The following is a 13,187-nucleotide window of genomic DNA, read 5'->3' on the forward strand; positions in this document are numbered from 1 at the left end:
GATGAGCATTAAGGGAACCGTGTTAGAAAAAATTGTGCTGGATAAAGCCGTCTGGGTCGAGGCGCGTAAAGCGCAGCAGCCCCTGACCACTTTCCAGAACAGCCTGCAACCGGCCGAACGCCATTTTTACGATGCGCTGCGCGGTACACGAACTGCCTTTATTCTGGAATGCAAAAAGGCGTCACCGTCGAAGGGACTGATTCGTGAGGACTTTGATCCCGCGACCATCGCCGGTATTTATCGGAACTATGCCTCCGCCGTTTCCGTATTGACCGATGAAAAATACTTCCAGGGCAACTTCGAGTTTCTGCCCATCGTCAGTGCGGCGATCACGCAACCGGTGCTGTGCAAAGATTTTATCATCGACCCTTATCAGATCTACCTGGCGCGTCATTACCAGGCCGATGCCATTCTGTTGATGCTGTCGGTGTTGGATGACGAGCAGTACCGCCAACTGGCCGCGGTGGCCCACAGCCTGAAAATGGGTGTTCTGACCGAGGTTAGCAACGAAGAAGAGCTGGAACGCGCCATCGCGCTGGAAGCCAAAGTGGTAGGCATCAATAACCGCGACCTGCGCGACCTGTCGATTGACCTGAATCGTACACGCCAGCTTGCTCCACGCCTCAGCCACGGCGTAACGGTGATTAGTGAGTCCGGCATTCATAACTATGCACAGATCCGTGAACTCAGCCATTTTGCCAATGGTTTCCTGATTGGTTCGGCGCTGATGGAAGAAGATGACCTCAACGCAGGCGTGCGTCGCGTATTGTTGGGTGACAACAAGGTGTGTGGCCTGACCCGTGCGGAAGATGCGCGCAGCGCCCATGAGGCCGGTGCCATTTATGGTGGGGTGATTTTTGCCGCAGGCTCGCCACGTCAGGTGAGTACGCAACAGGCGCAGGCGGTGATCGCCGCTGCACCGTTGAAATACGTTGGCGTGTTTCGCAATCAGGGCATAAGTGACATTGTCACGCAAGTCAACGCGCTCAACCTGTTCGCCGTCCAGTTGCATGGCGATGAAAACCCGGCATTTGTTGCCGAACTGCGTCAGGCCTTGCCGGAAACCGTGCAGATCTGGAAAGCGCTGAGTATCAAAGATGCGCTCCCTGCGCGCGACTGGCCGCATGTTGACCGCTATGTATTTGATAATGGTCAGGGCGGTACCGGCCAGCGTTTTGACTGGTCACTGTTGCAGGGACAGGATCTCAGCAATGTGCTGCTGGCGGGCGGATTAAGCGCCGACAACTGTGTCGAAGCGGCACAACTGGGTTGCGCCGGTCTGGACTTCAATTCTGGTGTGGAATCGTCGCCGGGCATTAAAGATGCCAGCAAAATTGCCGCAGTGTTCCGCACCTTACGCGCCTATTAATTTCTCTTGCCCGCCGGGAGCGGGCTGGATAAGGAAGATGAGAAGATGACGTTACTGAATCCCTATTTTGGCGAGTTTGGCGGGCAATATGTGCCGCAAATCCTGATGCCTGCTCTGCGTCAGCTGGAAGCGGCATTTGTCGAAGCCCAGCGCGATCCGGATTTTCAGGCCGAATTTACTGACCTGCTGAAAAACTATGCCGGTCGCCCCACGGCGCTGACGCTGTGCCGCAACCTGACCAAAGGCACCAAAACTCGCCTGTATCTGAAGCGTGAAGATTTGCTGCACGGTGGCGCGCACAAAACTAACCAGGTGCTTGGTCAGGCATTGCTGGCAAAGCGCATGGGCAAAAATGAAATCATCGCGGAAACCGGTGCGGGTCAGCACGGCGTCGCCTCTGCCCTGGCCTGTGCGCTGCTGGGTATGAAGTGCCGCATTTATATGGGCGCGAAAGACGTGGAGCGCCAGTCACCTAATGTGTTCCGTATGCGCCTGATGGGTGCAGAGGTGATCCCGGTGCACAGCGGCTCCGCCACGCTGAAAGATGCCTGTAACGAGGCGTTGCGTGACTGGTCCGGCAGCTATGAAACCGCACACTACATGCTCGGCACCGCGGCAGGTCCACACCCCTTCCCGACCATTGTGCGCGAGTTCCAGCGTATGATTGGCGAAGAGACCAAAGCGCAGATTCTGGAAAAAGAAGGTCGCTTACCGGATGCAGTTCTGGCATGTGTCGGCGGTGGCTCGAATGCCATCGGCATGTTCGCTGACTTTATCGATGAAACCAGCGTTGGTCTGATCGGCGTTGAACCGGCAGGTCACGGTATCGAAACCGGTGAGCATGGCGCACCGCTCAAGCATGGCCGAGTAGGCATCTACTTCGGCATGAAAGCGCCGATGATGCAGACCGAAGAAGGCCAGATTGAGGAGTCGTACTCTATCTCGGCGGGTCTTGATTTCCCGTCGGTGGGACCACAACACGCCCATCTCAACAGCATTGGTCGTGCTGAATATGTGTCGATCACCGACGACGAAGCACTGGACGCCTTTAAGCAACTCTCCCGTGCCGAGGGGATTATCCCGGCACTGGAGTCTTCACACGCCCTCGCCCATGCGTTGAAGATGATCCGTGAAAACCCGGAAAAAGAGCAGTTGCTGGTGGTTAACCTGTCTGGCCGCGGCGATAAAGACATTTTTACCGTTCACGATATTTTGAAAGCGAAGGGAGAGATCTGATGGAACGTTACAATCAGCTGTTTAAACGTCTGTCGGCGAACAAAGAAGGTGCGTTCGTTCCTTTCGTCACGCTGGGCGATCCGTCGCCAGAGATGTCGCTGAAGATTATTGATGCGCTGGTCGCGGGCGGTGCCGATGCGCTGGAATTAGGCATTCCGTTCTCCGATCCGCTGGCCGATGGTCCGACCATCCAGAACGCCACTTTGCGCGCTTTTGCCGCCGGAACCACCACCGCACAATGCTTTGAAATTTTGGCAGCCGTACGCCAGAAATACCCTGAGCTGCCAATTGGCCTGTTGATGTACGCCAACCTGGTGTTCAGTAAAGGGATCGATAACTTCTACGCCCAGTGCGCAGCCGTTGGTGTCGATTCCGTCCTGGTGGCCGATGTGCCGGTGGAAGAATCCGCCCCGTTCCGTCAGGCGGCAATGCGCCACAATGTAGCACCGATCTTTATCTGCCCGCCGAATGCCGATGATGATCTGCTGCGTGAAATTGCTTCGCATGGCCGTGGTTATACTTACCTGCTGTCACGCGCCGGAGTGACCGGTTCTGAAAACCGTGCCCATGTGCCGTTGCAGCACCTGATCGACAAATTGCGTGAATACCATGCTGCACCGCCGTTGCAGGGCTTTGGTATCTCTGAACCGGGTCAGGTGAAAGAAGCCGTCAGCGCTGGTGCTGCCGGTGCCATTTCTGGTTCTGCTATTGTGAAGATTATTGAACGTAATCAACATCAACCAGAGACGTTGCTGAGCGAACTGCAAGCCTTTGTCAGCAATCTGAAGGCCGCAACCCGTTAATCGCCCCGCCTTATCTGCCGCATGGCGGATAAGGCGTTCTCCCTACTCCAGTTGAAAAGTTTGCTCATCACCAGAGCCATCCGGGTAAACCAGCCTGAGAGTGAGATTGTCTTCGCTGATACGCCAGGTGATCTTCTCATCGTCCGGACCGATGCGCCAACGTGCATCACTGTCGGGATTATCCGCCATCCAAATCACCCGATCCTCCTGTAAACGACAACGAATCGCCCAGCGCGAATGATCCGATGGACGCAGATAATGCACCCAGGCAACGCCCTGTTCGTCGACTTTGTCCAGTTGCATGATGCGGAAATTACGCCCGAAGCTAATGGCGGTGGTCGCCTTACAGATGGTGCCCAGGTGCGGATTAATCAGCCGGGATTCCGCCTGCGCGTGTGGCACCGGCAATGTCTGGTTGGCAAAAAGTTGTAACCAGGAAAGGTAGCCAACGGTGGCGATGATCAGGATAAGGGTTTTTTTCATTGTTTGATCCCTGAAGGCAGTGGCTGAGGTGTTCACAGCGTAACCGATTGCCAAATAAAGCAATGGGATCAATAAGTGGCAAAAAACGCCATATTCCGTGTTTTTTCCACCCGGTCATTTGACCATTCCCAACCGCCACACCACACTTTAATCGCACCGTCACATCGCGGTGAAACATCATGTATGACAAGGAGATAACCGATGAATTTGTTCAAAGTCGTTGCAGGATTGCTGATGGCTGCGGTGATGGCGCTAGCACTCAGCGCATGTGCACCTACGTCAACGCAGGAAGGAACCGGGGGTTACATCGATGACACGGTGATTACCACCAAGGTGAAAACAGAGTTGTTGAAAGATGACTCGCTGAAATCCACGGAGATCAATGTGGAAACTTTTAAAGGGCGCGTACAGTTGAGTGGATTCGTCAGTTCACCGCAAATGGCGAACCGTGCCGTGGCGGTGACACGCACCGTCGCCGGTGTTAAATCTGTCGTAAATAATATGCAAATCAAATAAGTTATCGGGCGACTATCTGGTCGCCCGATTTTATTGCACTACATCTTAAAATTATCAAGACATTTCTAAATAAACCCGTCTCCTTTCTCATCCTTTGATTATTTTATCTCGTCTGTGTCGTTTTTATAATTCCCACGAAAAAGGTGATAACCACCGTTTCTTGTTAATCACACAGCAAATGAATAATCAAAAGGATATTCCCTGATGAAACTTAAACATCGGACGTTGCTATCTTTAGTAATTGGTAGCATCTGTGCTGGCTCCGTACCCAGTGTATTTGGTCATGGTGCCTTAGTTGAGCCACCAGCACGTCAGTATTATTGCAATCAAAACCAGAATCTTGATGTCTGCAAAAAAGCCTCCGCAGAAAGCAATGATGGTGGTCAGTCGATTTATACCTGGCAAGAGTTGACAGGTTTTGTTGGTGGTAATCACAGCGCAGAACAAGCCAGAAAAGAGATCCCCAGCACCCTCATTTGCTCAGGTACCAGTAAAGGGAGAGGATTCAGTTCACCTCGCGCCGAATGGCACACCACGCTGATCAAGCCAGACAGCAACGGTAATGTCAAACTGCGTTATGGCTATACGCAACCTCATGACCCTTCATGGATTGAATTCTATATCAGTAAAAAAGGGTACAATCCGGCAGAGAAAGCCCTGGGCTGGGACGATGTGGAGTTACTGGATACCGTTGTTTCTTCCAAAGCAACTCAAAATAGACCAGGAAACGTTCCGGGCGCTTACTCCAGCTACGAAGATTTTAATATCACCATTCCGACAGACCGTACCGGCCGTGCCGTGATTTTTTCACGCTGGCAGCGTAATGACCCCCGTGGTGAAGGTTTTTACAACTGTAGTGATGTGATAATCGATCAGCCTGGAACTGGTGAACCACCGATTGACCCCGAGAATCCGGGTGGTGGGGATGGCGGTCAAACTACCGATTGGTTTGAATACAGTAAATTTGCCCACGAGCACAAACCGGTAGCCGGTGAATATGTTCACTTCCGTTTGATGGGTGGCACTAAAGGTACCAACCTGGTTGATATTAAAAAAGAGATCACTGCTGCTAACGTTAATGATAAATGGATTGCTGAGCTGGCAACTGAAATTAACACCAACTATTCCAATTTTGTTCTGATCGGTAAGCAAAGCACCAGCGGCAGTATTTCATTTGACCCAATCGATCTTCGTAATAACGGTATCTTCTTACAAGATAATATGCAGTCAGTTGTTATGACTGTTGAAAAAGCAACGAATGCACCGGTTGCGGTGGCAGGGACCAACTTTACCGTTGAGAGCAATAAAGAATCCCGTAATTATCCACTGGATGGCTCTGCCAGTAAGAATGCGGATAGCTATAAGTGGACGATTGTCTCGGGTCACAATATCGGCGCAATGCAAACCATGGACAATGGAGCATGGGTGCAGAGCGTCAGCACAGCGAAAGCCCGTGCGCTGATCAAACCTGGCACAACCGGTAAGGTTACCTACCGCCTGACAGTGAAAAAAGGTGATAAAACCGATAGCAGTGATATCACTGTGACGGTAAAAGCGACAGAAACCAAACCGATCGCCAATCTGGAAATTCAGGGTAACGACACCATTTCAACAGGAAACCTGCGTGCAACCCTGAGTGCAGCCAATTCAACCTTACCGGGTAATGCTTCACTCGATACCGCTAAGTTTGAGTGGTCGGTGCTGAACAACGCGAATAAGATTGTGTTCAAACATCTCCACGGTCAGATTGCGACTCTCGATTATCCGGCCTCAGTAGTGATGGAAGATTTCGATGTTGACGTTCAGGTAAAAATTACCGACCCCAACACGGGCCTTTCTTCAACTGCCACCCAGACGGTTAAAGTTCGCCGTTAATTACCTGTCACACGCCTTGTAATTATCAAGGCGTGTTGATTATCTCATCGCCTCCTGTTTCGTCAGGAGGCGAATGCTCAGGAAGTCGTATATGACAAGGACAATTAAGGTTCTTTGCCTTGTGCCTTCAGCACTGCTGCTATGCTCGCTGTTTTCTCAGGCAGTACAATCTGCCCCTCTGCCACTGGTATGGGGAATAAAAGAGCAAAGACTGACGGTGACGAATAACGGTAAAGTGCCGATCCAACTCGACAAAGATATCAAACTGCTGCCGGATGATGCGCTTGTGGCGTTGAATGAAACCACAGTACTTCCGGGACAAACCGTCATCGTCTACGGTGCCTGTCCACACCATCTGCCGCTGCAAAAAGAGGTGATGTTTACGCCAATGACAGCCGATGGACAGCAGGAAGCATCGCAAACGTTGCCGCTTACCCACTGATATTCAGATCAGGTCGCCATATATGGCGACCTGGAACTGTCATCCCATCGCCAATCAGAAACGATAACCGACACCAAAGAAGAACACCCAGGGATCGATACGGGTATCAATATTCTGTTGTTGTCCATTCGCTTTAAATTTTACGGTGGTATCGATATCCATGTACCACAATGAAGCATTCAGCATCCAGTCGCGGTTGATTTGATAATCTACGCCCACCTGACCCGCCGCTCCCCAGGAATCTTTCACGCTAAGGTCGGTCAGACCCGCATCACGACCAGTCTGGTTGAATTTGGCATCATAAAATGTGGTGTAGTTTATACCCACACCTACATAGGGACGGAATTGGCTTTTACTGTCGAAGAAATAATATTGCGCCATCAAGGTGGGTGGCAGCTGGCGTACTGTTGCCAGATTACCCGTTGGTCCCAGACCAACCTTGTGACGGAATGGCGTCGCAGCCAACAACTCGACACCGATGTTATCGGTGGCCATATAGGTAAAAGTCAGACCCAGTTGGGTATCATTACTAACGTTAAAACCGCCCATACCCAGCACATTGTCAGAGCCTTCGGTCGGACGTACTGTCGCGCTACCCGCACGCATAAAGAAGTCACCCGCCTCATGGGCCAGTGCCAATTGTGGGATCGCCAGTGCCACCAGCAGCGCGCATTTTGCCAGTTTCATATTCACTCCTTTGCCAGAATTGTTGATGTTATTGATCAGCGTTGGTGGCAAAGATCTAACGCTTTTTCAGGCAAAATGCATGTGAATCAATTCAAATAAATCACTTATAAAACAATGAATTGATTCAGATCAATTTTGGCCTTACACGGCGTAATAAAAATCCCCTTGCGAAAATTTCACAGCGTGACTACTTTGCTATTTCTCTTCCGTTGATTTTGGTTCGATGCTTAGGAGAAGCGGGCGATCAAATGAGCGATTCACTTAACCCTTGCATGACCTGTGGCGCCTGCTGCGCCCATTTCCGTGTTTCTTTCTATTGGGCCGAAGCTGACGATGCGGGTGGCCTCGTTCCCGTTGAACTAACCGAACCCCTCAGCCTGTTGATGCGGAATATGCGCGGCACTAACGTACGCGAACCGCGTTGTGTGGCATTGCAGGGCGAGATCGGCGGCTGCGTCTCCTGCGGCATTTATCAACACCGTCCTTCCCCTTGCCGTGAATTTGAGATGTCGGGTGAACACGACGTGCTGAACGAAGCCTGCGATCGGGCCAGAGCGCGCTATGGTTTACCTGCTCTTTTTCACCCTTCTTTACCTGAGATGACAGAAAGATGTCCTAATCCGGGTGCCAGCCTGCCCGCAGAACATGTACAATCGCCGGGTTAATTAACCCGGTTTCTCCAAGGAGTGTACATGTCTATCACGGCAAGCTCGTTATACCGTGACACAGGAAATTTTCTGCGCCATCAGCTGATTACCATTGTGCTGATGGCGTTGCTTACCTCATTTATAACCGTGATTATCGGCCACGCCCTGACGCCTGGTGCTGACCAGTTGTCGCTGTTGAGTCAGAGCGATGACAGCGCTTCTTCGCTGTTTGAACTGGTACAGAATATGTCGCCGGAACAGCAGCGTATTTTGCTGCGCGCCTCGGCGGCAGGCACCTTCGCGGCGCTGGTGGGAAATACCTTGTTATTAGGCGGTATGCTGTGCCTGATCCCGATGGTATCAAGCGGTCAGCGTGTGAGCGCGCTGCGTGCCATCGGTGCTTCAGCACCAACGCTGCCCAAATTGCTGCTGCAAACCTTTTTAATCACCCTGCTGGTGCAACTCGGCTTTATGGTGCTGATGGTGCCAGGGGTAATGCTGGCGATCCTGCTATCGCTGGCACCGGTGATGCTGGTCAATGAGAAGATGGGTGTGATGAGTGCGATGCGCGCCAGTATGCGCATGGCGTGGAAAAATATGAAACTGATCGCGCCGGCCATTATTGTCTGGCTGTTGGCGAAAATTGCGCTGATGTTCTTTTTCTCCTCGCTGACGGTACTGCCCGCCAATGTCGCGTCTGTGGTTTTGAATGCGTTGGGGAACCTGGTTTCCGCCATCCTGATTATCTACCTGTACCGGCTGTATATGCTGTTACGTTAACCTTATGGCGCTCGTTGAGCGCCTGAATTAACGCCCCTGACTGGATATTCTATGAAGCAGTTACTCGATTTTCTCCCTTTGGTCGTGTTCTTCGTTTTCTACAAGCTTTACGACATTTTTGTCGCTTCGGGCGCGCTGGTGGTTGCCACAGGTATCGCGCTGATCGCCAGTTGGGTGCTGTACCGCAAACTGGAAAAAATGACCATCATCACCTTCGTACTGGTTGCCGTGTTTGGCACGCTGACGCTGGTGTTCCATAACGATGAATTTATCAAATGGAAAGTGACGGTGATTTACTCTCTGTTTGCGCTGGCGTTGCTCTACAGCCAATGGTTTATGCAGCAACCGCTGATTCAAAGCATGCTGGGTAAAGAGTTGCAGCTCCCGGATACGGTCTGGCGTCGTCTGAATATTGCCTGGGCGATTTTCTTCCTTGCCTGTGGGCTGGCGAATATTTATGTTGCATTTTGGTTATCGCAGGAGTTTTGGGTTAACTTTAAGGTGTTTGGTCTGACAGGTCTTACCCTGCTGTTTACCCTGTTAAGTGGCGCATACATCTGGCGACACATGCCACAACAAGAAGAAAAATAATCTCTGATGCCCGGCTCTGCCGGGTTTTTTGGCGCTTGCCGCCTCACCTGCATAAGAACTGAAGCAATGGACGAAAAACATAAATTGCCGCAAGGCGAAATGGTGCTGCGCACGCTGGCGATGCCAGCAGATACCAACGCCAACGGTGATATTTTTGGCGGCTGGCTGATGTCGCAGATGGATATGGGCGGTGCCATCCTGGCAAAAGAGATTGCTGAGGGCCGTGTCGCAACAGTACGGGTGGATGGCATGAGTTTCCTGAAACCCGTTGCGGTAGGTGATGTGGTGAGCTGCTATTGCCGCTGCATTCGCACCGGTAACAGCTCGATGACCATCAACGTGGAAGTGTGGATCAAAAAAGTCTCGTCGGAACCGATTGGTCAGACATATTGTGCGACCGAAGCGGTGTTTATTTATGTTGCTATTGATAACTCCGGCAAGTCACGGCCACTGCCACCGGGTAAAGCCAATCTGAGTGATTAACAGCGCTAAAAAAAGCGGTCATTGACCGCTTTTTTCTTATTCGATGTTCGCGCCACCGTTGATGCGGAACACGATATTCATCGTCAGGTTGGTGCCGGGACGCCCTGGTTGATAGCGCCATTTCTTCATCGCCTGCTTTACTTCACGTTCAAACATGTTGCGCGGTTCCGCAGACAGAATCTGAATGTTATCGACACGACCGTCACTATCCACATCGAACTGTACCCGCACCCGCCCCTCAACGCGCAGCGCGAAGGCGCGTGCCGGATAGGCTGGCTTACTGACGCTCATCGCTTTCGGGCCATCAGAAACCGAAGGCGTGGAGGTTGGCGTGGTTCGCGGTGCGGTCGTCGGGCGCGTCTGGGTAGTTGGGGCGTCAGTTTTCACCGGAGCCTGCGGCTTCGCCTCTTCGCGTGGTTTCACCTCACGTTTCGGCTCATGCTTCTTCTCTACCTTCGGCTTGGGTTTTGGCTTCGGCTCAGGTTTTGGAATCGGGATCGGAACTGGCTCAGCTTTTGGTGGTTCCGGCGCGACTTCTGGTACTGGCTCAGGAGTGGGTTCTGGCTCCGGTGGCGGCGGGGTCTGCACGGTTGGCGCAGGTTCAGGCTGCACTTCAGGCGCCACCATTGTAACGCTGATCGGTTGGGATGCTTTCGGAACCTCAATGACCTGATGAAACGATGCATAAAGAATGCCGGCAATTACCGTACCGTGAAGAACCACAGATAACAGCACAGAAACCGGGGTACGTTTGGGAAAAGGCGTAGTCAGCGTCGTCATAACAGTCATGTTCATTGAGTGAAGCGCAGATTTTAAATGCAAATAGCAATCAGTTTCAACAAGCAGAGTTAAGTGTGTACAGTAAATGCCTTTTTTAGCCCCATTTGCGCTGGATGGCAGTGGGATTATCTTTCGTTTGCACTCTGATTAACGATCACTTAACGTGTTCGGCAAATCAGACCAGTCTAACGGGAGTTCCCTATCGTGCTTTATGTCATTTATGCGGAAGACAATGCTGACTCGCTCGAAAAACGCACCGCTGTACGCCCTGCCCATCTGGCACGTCTGCAATTGTTGCAGGATGAAGGGCGTTTGATTGTGGCTGGCCCAATGCCCGCCGTCGACAGCAACGATCCTGGCGCGGCCGGTTTTACCGGTTCTACGGTGATTGCAGAGTTCCCGTCACTGGAAGCGGCACAATCCTGGGCCAATGACGACCCTTATATCGCGGCGGGCGTTTACAAGCAGGTATCAGTAAAGCCGTTTAAACGCGTTTTCTGATATGTGGCGCACGCTGATTCTGCTGATCATCGTTTTCATTCTGATCGGCAGAGCACTCTGGATATGGCGTCGGCAAGGCTTTCGCCGCGCACGGCAGCAAATTGTGATGTTGATTGTGCTGGCAGCGGCGCTACAGATGGTTAACCTGACTTTAGTTCTGCGCGGCGCTTAGGCGCCGCATTGTTTATCAGGCATTCTGGGTGATAAACAGGATGGAGCGGCGATGCTGCTGCGCGACCTGATGACGAATAGCGTGAATACGCTTGTAACGACGTGACTGCCCTTCCAGCCAGCGCGCACGACGACGCTGCACCTGACGTAACATTCTCCAGCGAGCCACTTCATTTCTGCTTCGTCTCATCACATCCTCTCAGACAGGCTAATCACCGGCACGCATTATAGTGATCTGCCATAAAATGCCAATTCGAATCGCTTATCGTTACCCCGTAATGATTAAAGGTTTCGCTACCGTTCAGCAACACGTAAACTTTGCTCATCAAAGCGCGAACGGGACGTCCACTTAATGACCACATTTTATACCCTTATCAGTTGGTTGCTGCTCTTTGGCTACTGGTTGCTTATCGCCGGGGTGACGCTGCGTATTCTGATGAAACGCCGTGCCGTCACCTCCGCAATGGCCTGGTTGCTGATCATTTATATTCTGCCGCTGGTGGGTATCATTGCGTATTTGTCATTTGGTGAACTGCATCTGGGTAAACGCCGTGCGGAACGCGCGCGCACCATGTGGCCTTCTACCGCCAAATGGCTGAACGACCTGAAACAATGTCGCCATATTTTTGCCACCGAACATAGCGACGTGGCGCTGTCGCTGTTTCAGCTTTGTCATCACCGCCAGGGTATCGCCGGGGTTAAAGGTAACCAGTTGCAGTTGCTGACCAACTCCGACGATGTCATGCATGCGTTAATTCGCGACATCCAACTGGCACGCCATAACATCGAGATGGTGTTTTATATCTGGCAACCCGGCGGCCTCGCCGATGAAGTGGCAGAATCGCTGATGGCCGCCTCACGCCGTGGTGTCCATTGCCGCCTGATGCTCGACTCCGCAGGCAGCGTCGCCTTCTTCCGTAGCCCGTGGGTCGGCATGATGCGCAATGCCGGTATCGACGTGGTGGAAGCGTTACAGGTCAGCCTGCTGCGTGTATTCCTGCGCCGGATGGATTTGCGTCAGCATCGCAAAGTAGTGTTGATTGATAACTACATCGCGTACACCGGCAGCATGAACCTGGTCGATCCGCGCTTCTTTAAACAAGATTCTGGAGTCGGTCAATGGATTGATGTGATGGCACGTATGGAAGGCCCGGTGGCGACCACCATGGGGATTGTCTACTCGTGCGACTGGGAGATTGAAACCGGCAAACGTATCCTGCCCCCGACACCCGATACCAATATCATGCCGTTCGAGAAAGAGAGCGGCCACACCATTCAGGTGATCGCTTCTGGTCCAGGATTCCCCGAGGACATGATTCATCAGGCGTTGCTGACTGCCGTTTACTCGGCTCGTCATCAGTTGATCATGACCACGCCGTATTTCGTGCCGAGCGATGACTTGCTGCATGCCATTTGTACCGCAGCACTGCGCGGGGTCGAGGTCAGCATTGTGGTGCCACGCCATAATGATTCGCTGCTGGTGGGCTGGGCCAGTCGTGCCTTTTTCACCGAGCTGCTGGAGGCGGGGGTGAAGATTTACCAGTTTGAAGATGGCCTGCTGCATACCAAAAGCGTGCTGGTTGATGGTCAGCTCAGCCTGGTGGGTACGGTGAATCTGGATATGCGCAGCCTGTGGCTCAATTTTGAGATTACTTTGGTGGTGGATGACGCCGGTTTTGGTAGCGATCTCGCCTGCGTACAGGATGATTACATCGCGCGTTCACGCCTGCTGGATGGCGCTCGCTGGGCAAAACGTGCCTGGTGGCAACGCATCGTCGAACGACTGTTTTACTTCTTCAGTCCTTTACTGTAAAACGAGCGGA

General features: G+C 52.3%; 17 protein-coding genes. 13 read left to right on the top strand and 4 right to left on the bottom strand.

The annotated features are described in order from the left end of the window. Nucleotide 1 precedes the first annotated feature (1 nt). From trpCF to trpA, 3 genes are read left to right on the top strand one after another with little or no spacing between them, the layout of a single operon-like run. Nucleotides 2-1,369, top strand: a complete 1,368-nt coding sequence (trpCF, locus tag AC6I8N_RS11180) for a bifunctional indole-3-glycerol-phosphate synthase TrpC/phosphoribosylanthranilate isomerase TrpF (RefSeq protein ID WP_497829066.1) — start codon at nucleotides 2-4, stop codon at nucleotides 1,367-1,369. Between the two features lie 45 nt (nucleotides 1,370-1,414). Continuing rightward, entirely contained in the window at nucleotides 1,415-2,605 is a 1,191-nt protein-coding gene (trpB, locus tag AC6I8N_RS11185; RefSeq protein ID WP_208723520.1) for a tryptophan synthase subunit beta, read from the top strand. Then, nucleotides 2,605-3,408 carry a tryptophan synthase subunit alpha gene (gene trpA / locus AC6I8N_RS11190; RefSeq protein WP_021183081.1) on the top strand — a complete coding sequence of 268 codons (804 nt, stop codon included), beginning with the start codon at nucleotides 2,605-2,607 and terminating at the stop codon, nucleotides 3,406-3,408. Before trpB ends, trpA begins: the two co-directional genes overlap by 1 nt. 42 nt (nucleotides 3,409-3,450) lie before the next feature. On the opposite strand, the gene AC6I8N_RS11195 is transcribed toward trpA, so the two are convergent. Continuing rightward, on the bottom strand, nucleotides 3,451-3,891 hold the full coding sequence (locus AC6I8N_RS11195; protein WP_497829067.1) for a hypothetical protein: 441 nt from the start codon (nucleotides 3,889-3,891) through the stop codon (nucleotides 3,451-3,453). Nucleotides 3,892-4,092: 201 nt separating this feature from the next. Here AC6I8N_RS11195 and AC6I8N_RS11200 point away from each other — a divergent pair, with 201 nt between their 5' ends. The 3 genes from AC6I8N_RS11200 (at nucleotide 4,093) to AC6I8N_RS11210 (ending at nucleotide 6,724) form a co-directional block, all read left to right on the top strand. Beyond that, entirely contained in the window at nucleotides 4,093-4,407 is a 315-nt protein-coding gene (locus tag AC6I8N_RS11200) for a BON domain-containing protein (RefSeq protein ID WP_208723522.1), read from the top strand. Nucleotides 4,408-4,611: 204 nt separating this feature from the next. Then, the gene (locus AC6I8N_RS11205; protein ID WP_497829068.1) at nucleotides 4,612-6,282 is read left to right on the top strand and encodes a lytic polysaccharide monooxygenase; all 1,671 of its coding nucleotides are present in this window, start codon (nucleotides 4,612-4,614) and stop codon (nucleotides 6,280-6,282) included. 91 nt (nucleotides 6,283-6,373) lie between these two features. Beyond that, a complete protein-coding gene (locus AC6I8N_RS11210) occupies nucleotides 6,374-6,724 on the top strand; it encodes a hypothetical protein (RefSeq protein WP_152521865.1) in 351 nt (116 codons plus the stop codon). 54 nt (nucleotides 6,725-6,778) lie between these two features. Here the strand turns inward: AC6I8N_RS11210 and ompW are convergent, their stop codons facing one another. Next, complete coding sequence (gene ompW / locus AC6I8N_RS11215; protein WP_021183076.1) at nucleotides 6,779-7,411, bottom strand: outer membrane protein OmpW; 633 nt, start codon at nucleotides 7,409-7,411, stop codon at nucleotides 6,779-6,781. Between the two features lie 248 nt (nucleotides 7,412-7,659). Here ompW and AC6I8N_RS11220 point away from each other — a divergent pair, with 248 nt between their 5' ends. The 4 genes from AC6I8N_RS11220 to yciA all read left to right on the top strand — a co-directional run bounded on the left by AC6I8N_RS11220 (nucleotide 7,660) and on the right by yciA (nucleotide 9,912). Then, entirely contained in the window at nucleotides 7,660-8,076 is a 417-nt protein-coding gene (locus tag AC6I8N_RS11220) for a YkgJ family cysteine cluster protein (RefSeq protein WP_497829069.1), read from the top strand. A 27-nt stretch (nucleotides 8,077-8,103) separates the two neighbouring features. Then, nucleotides 8,104-8,838 (top strand): YciC family protein, encoded by a 735-nt coding sequence (locus tag AC6I8N_RS11225; RefSeq protein ID WP_415174541.1) that lies wholly within the window; start codon nucleotides 8,104-8,106, stop codon nucleotides 8,836-8,838. A gap of 51 nt (nucleotides 8,839-8,889) precedes the next feature. Beyond that, nucleotides 8,890-9,429, top strand: coding sequence for a septation protein A (locus AC6I8N_RS11230; RefSeq protein ID WP_021183073.1), 540 nt, complete (start codon nucleotides 8,890-8,892; stop codon nucleotides 9,427-9,429). A gap of 66 nt (nucleotides 9,430-9,495) precedes the next feature. Continuing rightward, the gene (yciA, locus tag AC6I8N_RS11235; RefSeq protein WP_021183072.1) at nucleotides 9,496-9,912 is read left to right on the top strand and encodes an acyl-CoA thioester hydrolase YciA; all 417 of its coding nucleotides are present in this window, start codon (nucleotides 9,496-9,498) and stop codon (nucleotides 9,910-9,912) included. 36 nt (nucleotides 9,913-9,948) lie between these two features. Here the strand turns inward: yciA and tonB are convergent, their stop codons facing one another. Further along, on the bottom strand, nucleotides 9,949-10,692 hold the full coding sequence (tonB, locus tag AC6I8N_RS11240; protein WP_208723528.1) for a TonB system transport protein TonB: 744 nt from the start codon (nucleotides 10,690-10,692) through the stop codon (nucleotides 9,949-9,951). Nucleotides 10,693-10,896: 204 nt separating this feature from the next. On the opposite strand from tonB, the gene AC6I8N_RS11245 reads away from it, so the two are divergent. Next, nucleotides 10,897-11,193 (top strand): YciI family protein, encoded by a 297-nt coding sequence (locus AC6I8N_RS11245; protein ID WP_497829070.1) that lies wholly within the window; start codon nucleotides 10,897-10,899, stop codon nucleotides 11,191-11,193. A 1-nt stretch (nucleotide 11,194) separates the two neighbouring features. Then, nucleotides 11,195-11,365, top strand: coding sequence for a hypothetical protein (locus AC6I8N_RS11250; RefSeq protein WP_497829071.1), 171 nt, complete (start codon nucleotides 11,195-11,197; stop codon nucleotides 11,363-11,365). Between the two features lie 15 nt (nucleotides 11,366-11,380). Here the strand turns inward: AC6I8N_RS11250 and AC6I8N_RS11255 are convergent, their stop codons facing one another. Continuing rightward, nucleotides 11,381-11,554, bottom strand: coding sequence for a YciY family protein (locus AC6I8N_RS11255; protein WP_152521863.1), 174 nt, complete (start codon nucleotides 11,552-11,554; stop codon nucleotides 11,381-11,383). 162 nt (nucleotides 11,555-11,716) lie between these two features. Between AC6I8N_RS11255 and cls the strand changes: the two genes are divergently transcribed. After that, entirely contained in the window at nucleotides 11,717-13,177 is a 1,461-nt protein-coding gene (gene cls, locus AC6I8N_RS11260; RefSeq protein WP_497829072.1) for a cardiolipin synthase, read from the top strand. The last annotated feature ends 10 nt before the right edge of the window (nucleotides 13,178-13,187 follow it).

This window comes from Pantoea sp. X-Soil-TKNS-1279, from assembly GCF_059730565.1.

What these genes read in the sequence shown, in the direction of transcription:
- trpCF (WP_497829066.1), top strand. Translation starts at nt 2, where the DNA reads ATGAGCATTAAGGGAACCGTGTTAGAAAAAATTGTGCTGGATAAAGCC.
- trpB (WP_208723520.1), top strand. Translation starts at nt 1,415, where the DNA reads ATGACGTTACTGAATCCCTATTTTGGCGAGTTTGGCGGGCAATATGTG.
- trpA (WP_021183081.1), top strand. Translation starts at nt 2,605, where the DNA reads ATGGAACGTTACAATCAGCTGTTTAAACGTCTGTCGGCGAACAAAGAA.
- AC6I8N_RS11195 (WP_497829067.1), bottom strand. Translation starts at nt 3,891, where the DNA reads ATGAAAAAAACCCTTATCCTGATCATCGCCACCGTTGGCTACCTTTCC.
- AC6I8N_RS11200 (WP_208723522.1), top strand. Translation starts at nt 4,093, where the DNA reads ATGAATTTGTTCAAAGTCGTTGCAGGATTGCTGATGGCTGCGGTGATG.
- AC6I8N_RS11205 (WP_497829068.1), top strand. Translation starts at nt 4,612, where the DNA reads ATGAAACTTAAACATCGGACGTTGCTATCTTTAGTAATTGGTAGCATC.
- AC6I8N_RS11210 (WP_152521865.1), top strand. Translation starts at nt 6,374, where the DNA reads ATGACAAGGACAATTAAGGTTCTTTGCCTTGTGCCTTCAGCACTGCTG.
- ompW (WP_021183076.1), bottom strand. Translation starts at nt 7,411, where the DNA reads ATGAAACTGGCAAAATGCGCGCTGCTGGTGGCACTGGCGATCCCACAA.
- AC6I8N_RS11220 (WP_497829069.1), top strand. Translation starts at nt 7,660, where the DNA reads ATGAGCGATTCACTTAACCCTTGCATGACCTGTGGCGCCTGCTGCGCC.
- AC6I8N_RS11225 (WP_415174541.1), top strand. Translation starts at nt 8,104, where the DNA reads ATGTCTATCACGGCAAGCTCGTTATACCGTGACACAGGAAATTTTCTG.
- AC6I8N_RS11230 (WP_021183073.1), top strand. Translation starts at nt 8,890, where the DNA reads ATGAAGCAGTTACTCGATTTTCTCCCTTTGGTCGTGTTCTTCGTTTTC.
- yciA (WP_021183072.1), top strand. Translation starts at nt 9,496, where the DNA reads ATGGACGAAAAACATAAATTGCCGCAAGGCGAAATGGTGCTGCGCACG.
- tonB (WP_208723528.1), bottom strand. Translation starts at nt 10,692, where the DNA reads ATGACGACGCTGACTACGCCTTTTCCCAAACGTACCCCGGTTTCTGTG.
- AC6I8N_RS11250 (WP_497829071.1), top strand. Translation starts at nt 11,195, where the DNA reads ATGTGGCGCACGCTGATTCTGCTGATCATCGTTTTCATTCTGATCGGC.
- AC6I8N_RS11255 (WP_152521863.1), bottom strand. Translation starts at nt 11,554, where the DNA reads ATGAGACGAAGCAGAAATGAAGTGGCTCGCTGGAGAATGTTACGTCAG.
- cls (WP_497829072.1), top strand. Translation starts at nt 11,717, where the DNA reads ATGACCACATTTTATACCCTTATCAGTTGGTTGCTGCTCTTTGGCTAC.